This is a genomic window from Methylomonas sp. ZR1 (genome assembly GCF_013141865.1).
Lineage (GTDB): Bacteria > Pseudomonadota > Gammaproteobacteria > Methylococcales > Methylomonadaceae > Methylomonas.
Genome location: NZ_RCST01000001.1, coordinates 2,473,135 through 2,488,107 on the forward strand (window position 1 = coordinate 2,473,135; position 14,973 = coordinate 2,488,107).

The following is a 14,973-nucleotide window of genomic DNA, read 5'->3' on the forward strand; positions in this document are numbered from 1 at the left end:
TCGTAACCCCTAAATGCCACAAACACTCAAACAACTCAATCTGATCCTGGACACCATTACCGACGGCGTAATGGTGGTCGACCCGCAAGGCAGCGTTATTTATGCCAATCAAGCCGCAGAACAATTGCTGGAACGCGGCAGCCTGATCGGCCATTCCCTGGCAATTCCGATTTCCGCCGACAAAATTCAATTTCAAGACATCAACCTGATTCGCCCCAGCGGCATAGCCTGGGCCGAACTGCGCTCCACGCCGCTGGAATGGGAAGGCGCGCCGGCCTATGTCATCGGACTGCGCGACATCACGGCCCGTAAGCAAGCGGAAATCGCGTTGCAGGAAAGCGAGCTACTTTTTCATACGCTATCGAAGATTGCCCCGGTCGGTATTTTTCGCACCAACGAAAAAGGTGAGTGCGATTACGTCAACCATCGCTGGTGCGAAATCACCGGCTTGCATTTTATCGATTCGCACGGTGACGGCTGGATAGCCGGTTTGCTTGCCGAAGACCGCGATGCGGTGATTGCCGAATGGCAGCGTTGCGTATCCGCCTTGCAGCCCTTCAATATGCAATACCGTTTTCAACTGGCGGACGGCAGTGTGCGCTGGGTGGTGGGCCGCGCCGAACCGGAACTGGACGAAACGGGCGGATTGTGCGGTTACGTCGGCACCATTACCGATATTTCCGACATCAAAGCCAACGAAGAGCGCTTGGGACAAGCCGCCGCCGTATTTGAAAGCACCCGAGAGGGCGTGATGATTACCGACGCCCAACGCCGAATCACGATGGTCAACAAGGCCTTTAGCAACATCACCGGTTACGATAATCGGGATGTGATCGGTCATAGCCCCAGCATCTTAAGTTCCGGCCGCCACAACGCCGATTTTTACCGGGAAATGTGGGCCAATATTGCCACTACGGATCATTGGCAAGGCGAAATCTGGAATCGCCGCAAGTCCGGCGAGGTGTATCCGGAATTGTTGAGCATCAGCACCGTGCGCGACGGCAAAGGCGAGATCAGCCACTACGTGGGTGTGTTTGCCGACATTTCCAAGCTGAAGGCTTCGGAAATGGAACTGGAATTCCTGGCCCACCACGACCCGCTGACAAAATTGCCCAACCGCATGCTGTTCCTGTCGCGCCTGCAACACAACATCGAAAAAGCCCGCCGTCAGGCCAACAAGATGGCAGTGTTGATGCTGGATTTGGACCGCTTCAAGGACGTTAACGATAGCTTCGGCCATTTGGCCGGCGACGATTTGCTGCAAATGGTCGCCGAACGCCTGACTACCCGGCTGCGTACCAGCGACACCATTTGCCGGCTCGGCGGTGACGAATTCGTGGTGTTGCTGGAGGAAGTCAACCAACCTGAAACCGTCGCTCATGTGGCCACGCAAATCATCAATGCCTTGAACCAAACTTGGCAACTACCCAGCGGCCATGAAGTACGCATCGGTGTCAGCGTCGGCATCGCCATGTTTCCCGAACACGGCGCTTCGCCGGACGAGTTGATCCAACAAGCCGATACGGCCTTGTATCAAGCCAAAAATGAGGGCCGTAACCGCTTCAAATATTTCTCGGAAGATTTGACCCGCGCCGCGCGGGAACGTATCGATATAGAAATCCGCCTGCGCCAAGCTATCGAGCAAGGCGAATTGCGGGTGTTTTTCCAACCGCAAATTTGCATCGAGAATGGCGCAATTATCGGCGCCGAAGCCTTGGTCCGCTGGCAGACTGCCAGCGGCGAACTGATACCGCCGCTACGCTTCATCCCGATTGCCGAGGAAACCGGTCTGATTACCAGTATCGGCAATTGGGTGTTGAGAGAAACCTGTCACCACGGCCAGCGCTGGCGGCAAGCAGGTTTTCCAGCCTTGCGTCTGGCGGTTAACCTATCGCCGCAACAGTTTTTGCATAGTGATATTAGCGATGTGGTCGCCAGGATTTTGGCAGAGACCGGTTTTCCGGCCGAGTGCCTGGAACTCGAACTCACTGAAAGCGCGTTGATGAAACGGGAAAAAGAAGCTATCGAAATTTTACACAAGCTGCACGGGTTGGGTGTGCATCTGGCCATTGATGATTTCGGCACCGGTTATTCGTCGCTGGCTTATTTGAAACTCTTTCCGCTGGATGTCTTAAAGATCGATAAAAGTTTTATTGAAGACATCCCCAAACACACTGACGATATGGAAATCACCGCGACGATTATCGCCATGGCTAAGACGCTACGCATGCGCGTGGTAGCGGAAGGCGTGGAAACCGCCGAGCAACTGGCTTTTCTGAAAAGCCGGCAATGCGATCTTTACCAAGGTTATCTGGTCAGCAAACCGCTACCGATAGCGGAATTCGAAAAGTTTCTGACCGACTACGCTCTTAACAAAAATATTGAGCCCGTGATGTCGGCTTGAAACAGGCGCCGGCAGCCCTAAAGTGTGCAATCAATCCACTGTTTTAGCCAAACGCCGGAAAAAAGTTATAATGCCGGTTTTTTAACCTCACCAAAAGGATCAAAAGATGGCTGACAATCTGATTGCACCTTCCATACTCTCCGCAGACTTCGCACGCTTGGGCGAAGAAGTTGTTAATGTCTTAAATGCGGGCGCAGACATTGTGCATTTCGATGTGATGGACAACCATTTTGTGCCCAATCTGACTATCGGTCCCTTGGTTTGCGAAGCGCTACGCAAGCATGGCGTTACCGCCCCAATTGACGTCCATTTGATGGTGGAACCGGTAGACCGCATCATCCCGGATTTCGCTAAAGCCGGCGCCAGCTACATTACTTTCCACCCCGAAGCCTCCAGACACATTGACCGTTCACTGCAAATGATCAGAGACTTGGGTTGCAAATCCGGTCTGGTATTCAACCCAGGCACCCCGTTGCATTACCTGGAGCACGTACTCGACAAAGTCGATATGATTTTGCTGATGTCGGTCAACCCCGGATTCGGTGGCCAATCTTTCATTCCATCCGCGCTGGATAAATTGCGCCAAGCCAGAAAAATTATCGACGACAGCGGTTTGGATATCCGCCTGGAAATCGACGGCGGCGTAAACGTGGCTAATATTCGTGAAATCAAGGAAGCCGGTGCGGACACCTTCGTTGCAGGCTCGGCTATTTTCGGCAAACCGGATTATAAAAAAGTCATCGACGACATGCGCGCGGAATTAGCCGCAGCCAAATAAGTCTGAACTAAAGACAGCCGCTGCGGGATGTCCCGCAGCGGTCACTTCCCCAAAGCATTCGCTGCAAATTCCTTAAAACGGAATTCTCGCTCCCAACTCGATAGTGTGATCGGTAATATAGGCCTGCCCTAAGCGGTATTCGTATCGTAAAAAGCCCGCCCGACCTTCCGGCAAACTCAATGCCAACGACGTACCGATATTGAAATAGTCGCGATCCGGCGTATCGGTTTTTACGCTGAATCTGCCGGCACCGGCAGCCGCCTGACTAAAGCGCGCCTGAATCAAACGGCTTTCGTCCAGATACTGATGCACCCATTCGAAACGCACGCCGGGTGACAACACACCCCAAGAGGTACTGATCGCGTTACTGGCTTGACCGCCGATAGTCGATGTCGCCGAATCGATAGATTGGCCGGCAAACTCCATGGCTAAACCACCACCGCCGCTTTCCTGATAGCTATCCACTTCGGTTTTGCTGTAATCCAGCCTCACATAGGGATTAATCACAAAACTTTGCAGCGCAAAATCTTTACCAAACCCCAAACTAAAGCCGTACTGGTCGCCATTAGCGCTACTGGTAGCCGTATTATCGAATCCGGTATATTGGATGCGCCGATTGATATCGAAGGAATGCAGCGCATAGCTCATAATCCAGTCGATATAAAATGACTGCGGCAGGAAATAACTGCCATACGACGAAAACTCGTACGCATCGGTCGACATACTGCCGCTGTTTAAATTGTAATTGGTATCGGTAGAGCCGTAACCGAAGGCCGCACCCAACACCAATTCATCCATAACACTGTAATCCAGACCGAAGGTAACCGCCTTTCTGTCGGCTTTGAAGCCCCGTTCGCTGCCGGTATTGGCTTTTTCGCCGACGTTGAATTGACCTTTCAGAAAGAAACCTAACGGGCTATCGCGAAACGGCTGTTCGTTTGGATCATCCCCAGCCGCCCCGCCCCGAGCGGGGCCTAGTGCTGTCATCAAAGCCTTGCCGACCGGTATGGTTTCGCCGTTGACATTAATGGTGGAATAACCCAGTAAGGAGGCGCTTTGCTGTTGGGAGTTGCGCAGATTAACGATGCGGCCATGCACCACGGAAAATTGCTTGTAACCAAAATCTACAGCCGCCGCACCTTGCGCCGCCACCGCATCCGGAATCACCGCATTCAGGTCGGCGTTGTTTATTTCATTGCAGCGGGCCAATAAATCGCCGCCAGCTCCCGAGCAAGCACTGGTTAAACCTTCGTAAATTGCTTGCTGATTAGGGGTAAAGGTCGGATCGGCGGTTAAGTTGGGCGTCGAGGTTATTGGCGTAGTGGGCGTAGTGGGCGTCGTTGGCGTGGTGGGGGGCGGAGCGACGTCGTTGTCCGCGATGCTGGCGACTGCTGACGCGCCCGCCGACACCGAATCACCGGTACAGCTTGGCGTTACATTCTGAAGAGATAAGGTCACAGTTTCAGTGCTTTCTACCAATGCATCATCGATAATATTGATGGATACCGGCGCACTATCGGCATGAGACCCGCCAAACAAAAAGGGAACACTGAAAGAAAAGGTGCCGCTCGAAATATTGTAGTCACTGCCTGCGGTTGCACTGCCGCCGGCAGCGACGACATCGCCGCTTATGGTGCAGCCGCCATAATCACCCGAGCTGCTAGCCAGACTAACGTTAGCCTGGACAATACCATCCGCTTCGTTAAAGTTATAGGACCTGGAAGAAAAATCCAGAGTCCAAGCTTGTACTGAAAATGGCGCGAAAGATAAAGCGGCCGCCGCTGCCAGCAATACTTCCTTGGAACTCAATGCAAGGGGTCGAATTGCCCGGTTTAAGCACTGGCGCGAAGACATCGGCGGCATTGCCGTTACTCCGCATAAACCTGATAACTTTTCTGAATGTAATATAGGTAGGATCATGAGAATTTAGCAGGTTAGATACAGCGTAATTAAAGAATAAAAACCTTGTATGCTAATTATGGCACTGAATACTATCGATGATTCCAAATCATTAGCAAACAGTCTGAATTCTATTATTGACTGCCATCATGAACATAGATAAATGCTAGCGCATAAATTCTTAAACCAGTTGTTTCAACAAAAGTTATTGCTAAACGCTGTAGACAAACTCCAACTTCAACCTTTTGTAAAGCAAATCCACTGCCATGGCTAGAGTCCTGTATTGCTGGGAATTAGGGGGCGGCTACGGCCACACCGCCGCATTTCTGCCCATAGCCCGACAACTTAAAAGTCGCGGGCACGAGGTCGTATTCGCGCTTAAAGATTTGGAATACGCCGACACTTGGTTAGCTGCCGATCACTTTTGTTACCTACAAGCCCCGATACGCTGGCCGGACAGTCGTCCGCAAGCGCCAGCCTCCAGTTATCCGGGAATTCTACAAAACGCCGGCTTTACCGATAAAACCGGTCTGTTAACCCGAGCAAAAGCCTGGCAATCCCTTTATCGCCATGTAAGTCCTGACTTGATCGTATGCGACCACGCACCGACCGCGTTACTGGCTGCCCGCAAATTTGACACGCCTCGAGCGGGGTTCGGCACCGGCTTTTTTTCGCCGCCGCGCATCAGTCCGATGCCCAATATTCGCCCCTGGTTGCGCGTTAGCGATAAGGCCTTAAACATTATCGAAAGCCAAGTGTTAAACACGACTAACTCGGTTTTAGAGCGTTTGAATGCACCACCATTAAGGATTTTGGCGGACTTGTTAGAGTTTACGGAAGATTTTATCTGCACGTTTCCGGAGCTGGATCATTATCGGCAATACCGTAACGCAAAATATTGGGGACCCACCATTTTGCAGACGGACGGCATGGAGCCGATCTGGCCGAGCGTCGGAGCCGAAAAATTATTTGTCTATTTGCACCCGGAATATCCCGGCCTGGAAGTGTTGCTAAAACAGTTGCGCGCGTTACCCTGGTCGATATTGGCACACATACCCGGCACAACGCCCGCATTTATAGAAAAAAACAGCAGCGCCAATCTACACATTACTCCACAGCCGGTAATCATCTCGGCTGCTGCCAAACAATGCGATTTGGCTATTTGCCATGGCGGTATGGCGACATTGTCGGCATTTTTGCTGTCCGGCAAACCCTTGCTGGCATTGCCATTTCAGCTGGAACAACTGATCAGCGCTCAAAACCTCGCTACTCTCGGCGCGGGCACTTACATCGCCGCGGAAAGCAAAAATCCCAACTACAAAACAGCCGTAACTGAGCTATTACGCCATTCGAAACACACACAGACCGCCCAACAGTTTGCGGATAAATACGCCGGCTTCTCGTCCGCACAACAAGCTAGCGATATTGCCAAACGCTGCGAGATGTTGATGAAAGACGCTTACATCAAAGGCAATAGCTGATCGAGAATTTTGCCGTTAGTCGCAAACACCTGTTTTGGAAACACACCAGGATTGCCTTTAAAATCGGTGATGGTTGCGCCGGCTTCTTTGGCTATCAACACGCCCGCGGCAATGTCATACAGATTGAGTTCTTGTTCCCAAAAAGCATCGACCTGGCCATCCGCAACCGTGCATAAATCCAATGCCGCCGAACCCAAGCGCCGTTGGCCGGTGGTAGCCTGGGCGATGCGATTGAAACGCGGCAGGTTATTATCTTCCAAATACTGGCGCAGGCAGGCAAAACCGGTAGATACCATGCTGCTGGCCAGATTGGTTTCATCCGAGACCCGGATAGGCTTGCCGTTTTTCCAGGCGCCCTTGCCTTTTTCCGCGCAGTAATAATCGTCCAAGGCCGGGCCGTAAACCGCGCCCATCATCAATTCACCGTCGATTTCCAAGGCTACGCTGATGCCCCAAAAATATTGGCCTTTCGAAAATGAATGAGTGCCATCGATCGGATCGACGATCCAGCGGCTGGTTTGGTTGGCGGTTTGGCCGCTTTCCTCCCCCCAAAAACCGTACTCCGGACAATGCTCGCTGAGCGCTTGTTTCAGATAATTTTCCACTGCGACATCGGCATCGGTGACCAAGTCGCGAGCGCTTTTTTTGTTAATCGCCAGAGAGTCCAGATCGTTGAAATATCGCATCGCCACATCGCCGGCCGCGCGGACGATGGTTTCTAAAGCTTCAAGAGTGATGGGCATGATTTTCCTGATTTTGTAGGGATGCGGGCAAGGCGGCGATCCGCCCTGCCCGCTATGAAAAGCTTAAATTCTAACCGTTAATGGTTACAGATTGTGATAGCCGGTTTCTTCGTGCAACACAATATCCAGACCTTGCTGCTCTTCGTCTTCGCTGACGCGCAAACCGATGAACACGCCGATGAGTTTCAATAAAACATAGCTGAACAAAGCGCTCCAGGCCGCCGTCACTAAAACCGCAAGCGTTTGCACGCCGACTTGCTCGGCAATAGTCACGCCGTTCAATCCCAAGCCGCCGAAACTTTCAGCAGCAAACACGCCGGTTAAAATCGAACCGACGCAGCCGCCGACGCCATGTACCGGAAACACGTCCAAGGAATCGTCGATTTTCAAACGGCGTTTGACGAATTGCGTGGCGTAAAAACACACGGCGCCAGCCACAATACCAATAACCAAACCACCCATGGGCCCGACAAATCCAGAGGCCGGCGTAATGGTGCCCAAGCCGGCGACCATCCCGGTGACGATACCTAAAACACTGGGCTTACTAAAACGCAGCCATTCAATGGTCATCCAGGTTAAAGCACCGGCGGCCGCGGCGATATGCGTCACGGCAATCGCCATCCCGGCACTGCCGTCGGCTTTTAACGCGCTACCACCGTTGAAGCCGAACCAGCCGAACCAAAGCATCCCGGCACCGGTCACGACCATGGTCATATTGTGCGGCGGCATCGCCACCGTGGGAAAGCCTTTACGGCGCCCCAACACTAATGCCGCCACCAGAGATGCCACCCCGGCGTTGACGTGAATCACAATCCCGCCGGCGAAGTCCTTCGCACCCATCGCCGCCAGCCAGCCGTTGCCCCATATCCAATGGCAAATCGGCATATACACCACAATCAGCCAAAGTCCGCTAAACCACAGCATGGCTGAAAACTTCATCCGTTCGGCAAACGCGCCAACGATCAAGGCCGGGGTAATAATCGCAAAAGTCATTTGAAACATGAAAAACACGGTTTCCGGAATATCGCCGATCAAAGTTTGCGTGTTCATGTCCGGCAGAAAAATCTTGCTGCCGCTCCCCAAAAACGGCTGCCAGCTGCCGCCATCGGCAAATACGAAGCTGTATACACCGGCCAGCCACAGTAGCGATACCAGACAGGTAATCGCAAAACATTGCATCAATACCGACAGCACGTTCTTGCTTCTGACCAAACCGCCATAAAACAGCGACAGGCCAGGAATGGTCATGAATAAAACCAGCGCGGTGGAGGTTAAAACCCAAGCGGTGTTGGCTTGGTTAATGCCTTCGGCCCAAGCCTGCTGCGGCAACATCAAGCTGTATGCCATTAGCATCAGCGTTCTTTTTATTGTTGTCATTGTCTTTCACTAGATGATGGTGTGTTGTTATTTTTAAGCGGTCTATAAACAACAAAATCGCCCTGGTCTGCGAATTTCGCGCAGACCAGGGCGATTTTTGATGTTCTACTGCTTTTTATTTTTTGTTGAAGACTTAGATAGCGTCTTCTCCGGTCTCGCCGGTTCTGATACGGATAATCTGTTCCAGGTTGGTCACAAAAATCTTACCGTCACCAATTTTGCCGGTGTTTGCGGCTTTGACGATGGTTTCCACGGCTTGGTCGACAACGTGTTCCGCCACGGCGATTTCCAGCTTGACCTTAGGCAGAAAATCCACCACGTATTCGGCGCCGCGATATAACTCGGTATGGCCTTTTTGCCTGCCAAAGCCTTTTACTTCGGTTGCCGTTACACCCGCCACCCCGATCTCGGACAAGGCTTCCCTGACGTCGTCCAGCTTGAATGGTTTGATAATCGCTGTAATTAATTTCATGCTATCCCCAAATTCGAATAATTAAAAAGCTGTTTCGTCACTGTTGCCACCATAATAAATAATTCCGGTAGAACCTACAATTTACCCGAGCAAAAGCACCAAAGTAGTGCTTCATGATAACAAAAACGGGCAGCCATCGCCGACCACCCGTTTCTTTTCGCGTTAACCGCAGCTTTCAACCCTAAACGTGATAAGCGGTTTCGCCATGCTCGGTGACATCCAGACCTTCGCGCTCGGTCGCTTCGCTAACCCGCAGACCAAGAGCCACATCGGCAATTTTGAAGGCAATGAAGGACACCACGCCGGACCAAACGATGGCGATGCCTACACCCCAAGCTTGGCTGGCAAGCTGGGTAAGCACGCTGTAGTCAGGCAAGGTTGCGTTGGTGACGTAATCCCAGACGCCGGTACCACCCAAATCAGGGCTGGCAACCACAGCAGTACCCAAGGCGCCGATAATACCGCCCACCCCGTGCACACCAAACGCATCCAGCGAATCGTCGTAACTCATCGCGTGTTTCAAAAAGGTTACCGACCAGAAGCATACTGCACCGACTACTAAGCCCAAACCGATAGCTCCCATCGGGCCTGACCAGCCGCAAGCAGGCGTAATCGCAACTAAACCGGCCACCGCGCCTGAGGTAGCGCCCAGCATGCTAGGTTTACCACGCACAGCCCATTCCGCACCCATCCAGGCCAGAGTTGCCGCCGCTGCCGCCAACAATGTGTTGACGAAAACCAATGCCGCCAGACCGTTGGCTTCCAGGTTGGAGCCAGCGTTGAAGCCAAACCAGCCTATCCATAACAAGGATGCGCCTATCATGTTCATCGTCACGCTGTGCGGCGCGATAAATTCTTTACCATAACCAATACGCTTGCCTATCATTAAGCAACCGACCAAGCCGGCGATACCTGCGTTGATATGTACCACCGTGCCGCCGGCAAAATCCAAGGCGCCTTTTTGGAATAAAAAGCCCGCAGTCGCACCGGCAGTTTCCGCAGCGGCCGCATCGGTATAGGCATCAGGGCCTGCCCAGTACCAAACCATATGCGCCATCGGTAAGTAGCAGAAACTAAACCAGATCACGGTAAACAACAGCACCGCTGAAAATTTAACCCGCTCGGCAAATGCGCCGATGATCAACGCGGGCGTGATGGCCGAGAAAGTCAGCTGGAACGCTACATAAATAAATTCAGGTACATAAGCCCCTTTGCTGAAAGTGGCCGCCATCGAATCCGGGGTAATACCCTTCAAAAATGCCTTGCTGAAACCGCCGAAGAAAGCGTTACCCTCGGTAAACGCGACGCTGTAGCCGAACGTCGCCCACATAATCGCCGTCAACGAAAAGATCACAAAGACCTGCATCAAGATAGACAGCATGTTTTTAGCACGCACCATACCACCGTAGAACAAGGCCAAGCCAGGTATTACCATTAACGCAACCAGTACGGTGGCAACTATCATCCAGGCGGTATCGCCTTTGTTAACGGTGGCTTGCACGACCGGTGCCGCCACTTCTTCCGCAAACGCCATGCCCGAGAGTCCAAACAGCGCGAACAGCGCCATGCCTGTTAAATATTTCATTGTTGGTTTCCCCATCTTCATATTAAAGAGCTTCTTCGCCGGATTCGCCGGTTCTAATCCGAACCACCTGCTCCAGATCGGTTACAAAAATTTTGCCATCGCCGATCTTTCCGGTATTGGCTACTTTCACAATCGCTTCGACGGCTTGCTCAAGCAAAGCATCCGCAACCGCTACCTCGATTTTTGCTTTGGGTAAAAAATCGACCACATATTCGGCACCACGATACAGTTCCGTATGGCCCTTTTGCCGACCAAAGCCTTTTACTTCAGTAACCGTCACGCCAGATACACCGATATCCGACAACGCCTCACGCACGTCGTCTAGCTTAAACGGCTTAACCACCGCTGTTATCAGTTTCATAGTTCAACACCTCTTTGCTTGAGTTAATAAATTCCCGAAACAAGCAAAGCATGATGCATGCCACTATTTATTCCCCTGATTTTTAAAGCTTTATTAAACACATCCATTAAAAGCACAACAGAATCGCACCAAATCAGTGCAACGCTTTTTGGATTGCACCATTGCAACTCAATACCACCCTACAGGCCTTGATCTGCCAGTTTCAGTGGTTTGCTTTAAGAATAAACGGGGCGTTGTCGCAACATAGCAACACTGCATTACTTTGGTGCAACAAAAAGAATTTGCACCATTGCGAATCATGAACTAGTCTACATATACCACCTATCTTATTGATTTTTAATAAATCGAATATGGCCTAAAAACTGCTATAGAATCTTCAGTAGTCACTGAACCAAGGGGATAACCACCATGAGAAACAACACAACGTTAACAAAATCACACAGCCGCGCTTGCTTAGCCGGGTTAATGGTGATTTGCAGTGCCTCCGCTAGCGCGGACAGCTGGACAGAAGCATCCGGACTACTGGGTGCCGCGGGGATTGACCCAAACGCATCGAAATTCATGACCGATCATAATCTGAAGGTTGGCGGCTGGCTGAACAGTAGCGTCGGCGCCAACATGAATAGCAACGGTGACGGTTTTAACGGCCCAGTGACATTCAACGACCGTAGCGGTGAATTGCAACTCAACCAGTTGTATCTGTATTTGCAAAAAGCTATCAATGTGAACGGCGACTCTTTCGACATCGGCGGTCGCGTCGATGTGATGTACGGTACCGATGCCGCGTTTACACAAGCTTACGGTTCATTCGGATTCGACCCCGGCACCCTAGCGGACAGTGACCGTGGCAACTGGGATCTGAATTTGAGCGGACATGGGGAACGCTTCTACGGCTTGGCATTACCACAAGCATACGCCGAGTTTAACCTCCCATTCGGTAATGGTATCGCAGTCAAAGCCGGGCACTTTTATACTCCAATCGGTTACGAAGTAGTTACCGCTCCCGATAACTTCTTCATCACCAAACCCTACACTATGCAATATGGCGAACCATTTACCCATACCGGCATACTAGCAACCTACGCATTCAATCCGAATTGGACAGTAATGGGCGGTGCAGTTACCGGAAGCAACTCGGGCGGCTGGGACGGCAACTGGGACAGAGACCTGGGCAACTGGGCTTGGTTGGGCGGGGTAACCTGGACAAGCGACGACGCCGGCACATCTCTGGCTATTACATCAACGGCTGGCGAACGCTCCGAAAACAGCAAAGACACATGGGCCATGTACAGCATCGTCGGCAAGCACAATTTCACCGACAAGTTGCATTACATCATTCAACACGATCACGGTTTTGCCAATAATATCTGGACCGGGAACGCAAGCCTTGCAGGACTTCCAGACGGCAGGGAAGACGCCGAATGGTATGGCATCAACCAATATTTGATTTATGACGTCAACGACAAAGTCTCAGCCGGTCTGCGCGCAGAATGGTTCCGTGATCATAACGGCATCCGTGTTCTCGGCCCTGGCCGTTGCTATGCTGCGGCAGGCACAGTCGGCGACAACTTCGCTTGTGGCAGCAACTACGGCGCTAACTATGTCCCGTTTCAAGAAGCCAGCGGATATTACGCCGTTACAGCCGGCTTGAGCTACAAACCGGCAAAATGGTTGAACTTGCGTCCAAACCTGCGTTACGACTTTACCGATAATGCTAAAGCGTTCGACAACGGTACACGCCACAACCAATTCTTGGTTACTGCGGACGTAGTCATCACTTTCTAAGTTGGTAGCCTAAGTAAATCATCGTTATAAAGCTGTACGCCTCCATTGCGTTGAAAGCCCTTTGGAGGCTCTGTTTGTTATAGCTCTTTACTACGTTTGATGATATTGTTAAATCGTTTAAGCTTCTCAACCAAAACAACTACAACCTACGGAGACCCTCACTAATGTCTGTTGATCACGTTCTGAAATTAATCCAAGAAAACGACGTCAAATTTGTCGACTTCCGCTTCTGCGACACTCGCGGTAAAGAACAACACGTTACTTTCCCAGCGCACACCATCGACGAAGACACCTTTGAAGAAGGTAACATGTTTGACGGTTCGTCCATCGCCGGCTGGAAACACATCAACGAATCGGACATGATTCTGATGCCGGACCCCAGCACCGCGGTTATCGATCCTTTCTTCGACGACAAAACCCTGATCTTGCGTTGCGATATTATCGAACCGAAAGACATGCAAGGTTACGCTCGTGACCCACGCTCTATAGCCAAACGCGCTGAAGCCTATTTGCAATCTACCGGTATCGCCGACACCGCGTTCTTCGGTCCTGAAAACGAATTCTTCATTTTTGACGACGTCCGCTGGAACACCAGCATGGGTGGCTGCTCCTACCAAATCGACTCAGAAGAAGCCGGCTGGAACTCAGAAAAAGTTTACGAAAACGGCAACATCGGTCACCGTCCAGGCGTTAAAGGTGGTTACTTCCCCGTACCGCCAGTCGATTCATTCCAAGACATGCGCTCTGCAATGTGCCTGGTTCTGGAAGAAATCGGCCAAACCGTTGAAGTACACCACCACGAAGTGGCAACTGCCGGTCAGTGCGAAATCGGTGTTAAATTCAATACTTTGGTTAAAAAAGCCGACGAAGTACTGGGCTTGAAATACGTGATTGCCAACATCGCGCACGCTTACGGCAAAACCGCAACCTTCATGCCTAAACCACTGGTTGGCGACAACGGCAGCGGCATGCACGTTCACCAATCTTTGGCTAAAGGCGGCGTCAACCTGTTCACCGGCAACCTGTATGGCGGCTTGTCAGAAACCGCGCTGTACTACATTGGCGGCATCATCAAACACGCCAAAGCATTGAACGCAATTACCAACCCATCAACTAACAGCTACAAACGTCTGGTTCCTGGCTTCGAAGCTCCGGTAATGCTGGCTTACTCAGCACGTAACCGCTCTGCGTCTATCCGTATTCCTTACGTCACCAACCCTAAAGGCCGCCGTATCGAAGTACGTTTCCCAGACTCCACCGCTAACCCATACTTGGCGTTTTCTGCCATGTTGATGGCCGGTCTTGACGGTATCCAAAACAAAATTCACCCAGGTGAAGCGATGGATAAAGACTTGTACGACTTGCCGCCAGAAGAAGAAAAAGCGATTCCACAAGTGGCTTTCTCTTTGGACGAAGCCTTGGCGGCTCTGGATGCAGACCGCGAATTCTTGACTCGTGGCGGCGTATTCACTGACGACGTAATCGATGGCTACATCGCATTGAAACAAGAAGATGTGACTCGTCTGCGTATGAGCACTCACCCTGTTGAGCTGGATATGTACTACAGCCTATAAATAGTTAAGCCCGTTCTTAACGGGCCCACACTATCCCACAGCCCCGCAAGCTTTCGGCTTCGCGGGGTTTTTTATGCACTGGCGTACACCCTACACACCTGCGCCGCTTTTTAGCTGCGTCGAAGAACAAGCTATTTGTCATCCTCCGGCAATTCAGGCGCCTTCCATGATCCGCGCTTATGGGCTTCCATCACGGTTTGCCACCCATTCTCCAGCTCCTTTTCAGTGATACCAAATTGCTGAAGAATGCCATTAAGGCCGGACGGCACGTCAAACGCTGGCTTGGCAATATTATTGGCACGCGGCACGCCCTTGGAAGATGAAATTATTACACTGCCATTAATTGGTTTGATGGCTCCTTTAGCACACCGCGCCTGATCATCGGTATACAAGGTTTTTCCATCGACCACACATTTCATTGGCTCGGCCAACGCCTGACAAACCGGTAAAAATGCGAATATGCTAAAGCCCATTAAAAATAGTATTTTCACGGCCTAATTCCATTGGTTTAAAA

The 14,973-nt window shown here is 51.5% G+C and carries 12 protein-coding genes; 5 read left to right on the forward strand and 7 right to left on the reverse strand.

Going from position 1 to position 14,973, the window contains the following annotated elements:
- Nucleotides 1–13 precede the first annotated feature (13 nt).
- Both DDY07_RS11105 and rpe read left to right on the forward strand, forming a co-directional pair.
- A complete protein-coding gene (locus tag DDY07_RS11105; protein ID WP_171695939.1) occupies nt 14–2,404 on the forward strand; it encodes an EAL domain-containing protein in 2,391 nt (796 codons plus the stop codon).
- Between the two features lie 106 nt (nt 2,405–2,510).
- The gene (rpe, locus tag DDY07_RS11110; protein ID WP_033155369.1) at nt 2,511–3,182 is read left to right on the forward strand and encodes a ribulose-phosphate 3-epimerase; all 672 of its coding nucleotides are present in this window, start codon (nt 2,511–2,513) and stop codon (nt 3,180–3,182) included.
- A gap of 72 nt (nt 3,183–3,254) precedes the next feature.
- Here the strand turns inward: rpe and DDY07_RS11115 are convergent, their stop codons facing one another.
- Nucleotides 3,255–5,045, reverse strand: a complete 1,791-nt coding sequence (locus tag DDY07_RS11115) for an autotransporter domain-containing protein (RefSeq protein WP_171695940.1) — start codon at nt 5,043–5,045, stop codon at nt 3,255–3,257.
- A 302-nt stretch (nt 5,046–5,347) separates the two neighbouring features.
- Between DDY07_RS11115 and DDY07_RS11120 the strand changes: the two genes are divergently transcribed.
- Complete coding sequence (locus DDY07_RS11120) at nt 5,348–6,562, forward strand: glycosyltransferase (RefSeq protein ID WP_171695941.1); 1,215 nt, start codon at nt 5,348–5,350, stop codon at nt 6,560–6,562.
- Here DDY07_RS11120 and DDY07_RS11125 read toward each other — a convergent pair.
- The 5 genes from DDY07_RS11125 to DDY07_RS11145 form a co-directional block, all read right to left on the reverse strand.
- On the reverse strand, nt 6,541–7,305 hold the full coding sequence (locus DDY07_RS11125; protein WP_171695942.1) for an inositol monophosphatase family protein: 765 nt from the start codon (nt 7,303–7,305) through the stop codon (nt 6,541–6,543). The two genes, DDY07_RS11120 and DDY07_RS11125, sit on opposite strands and share 22 nt — an antisense overlap.
- 84 nt (nt 7,306–7,389) lie before the next feature.
- Nucleotides 7,390–8,658, reverse strand: a complete 1,269-nt coding sequence (locus tag DDY07_RS11130; protein ID WP_101055171.1) for an ammonium transporter — start codon at nt 8,656–8,658, stop codon at nt 7,390–7,392.
- A gap of 157 nt (nt 8,659–8,815) precedes the next feature.
- The gene (locus DDY07_RS11135; protein ID WP_020485493.1) at nt 8,816–9,154 is read right to left on the reverse strand and encodes a P-II family nitrogen regulator; all 339 of its coding nucleotides are present in this window, start codon (nt 9,152–9,154) and stop codon (nt 8,816–8,818) included.
- Between the two features lie 181 nt (nt 9,155–9,335).
- Nucleotides 9,336–10,688 (reverse strand): ammonium transporter, encoded by a 1,353-nt coding sequence (locus DDY07_RS11140; protein ID WP_367650915.1) that lies wholly within the window; start codon nt 10,686–10,688, stop codon nt 9,336–9,338.
- Nucleotides 10,689–10,761: 73 nt separating this feature from the next.
- Nucleotides 10,762–11,100, reverse strand: coding sequence for a P-II family nitrogen regulator (locus DDY07_RS11145; protein ID WP_020485491.1), 339 nt, complete (start codon nt 11,098–11,100; stop codon nt 10,762–10,764).
- A gap of 561 nt (nt 11,101–11,661) precedes the next feature.
- On the opposite strand from DDY07_RS11145, the gene DDY07_RS11150 reads away from it, so the two are divergent.
- Nucleotides 11,662–12,885 (forward strand): porin, encoded by a 1,224-nt coding sequence (locus DDY07_RS11150; RefSeq protein WP_253734467.1) that lies wholly within the window; start codon nt 11,662–11,664, stop codon nt 12,883–12,885.
- 164 nt (nt 12,886–13,049) lie between these two features.
- Nucleotides 13,050–14,459 (forward strand): glutamate--ammonia ligase, encoded by a 1,410-nt coding sequence (gene glnA / locus DDY07_RS11155; RefSeq protein ID WP_020485489.1) that lies wholly within the window; start codon nt 13,050–13,052, stop codon nt 14,457–14,459.
- 131 nt (nt 14,460–14,590) lie between these two features.
- Here glnA and DDY07_RS11160 read toward each other — a convergent pair whose 3' ends face one another.
- Nucleotides 14,591–14,950 carry a hypothetical protein gene (locus DDY07_RS11160; protein WP_171695944.1) on the reverse strand — a complete coding sequence of 120 codons (360 nt, stop codon included), beginning with the start codon at nt 14,948–14,950 and terminating at the stop codon, nt 14,591–14,593.
- Nucleotides 14,951–14,973 lie beyond the last annotated feature (23 nt).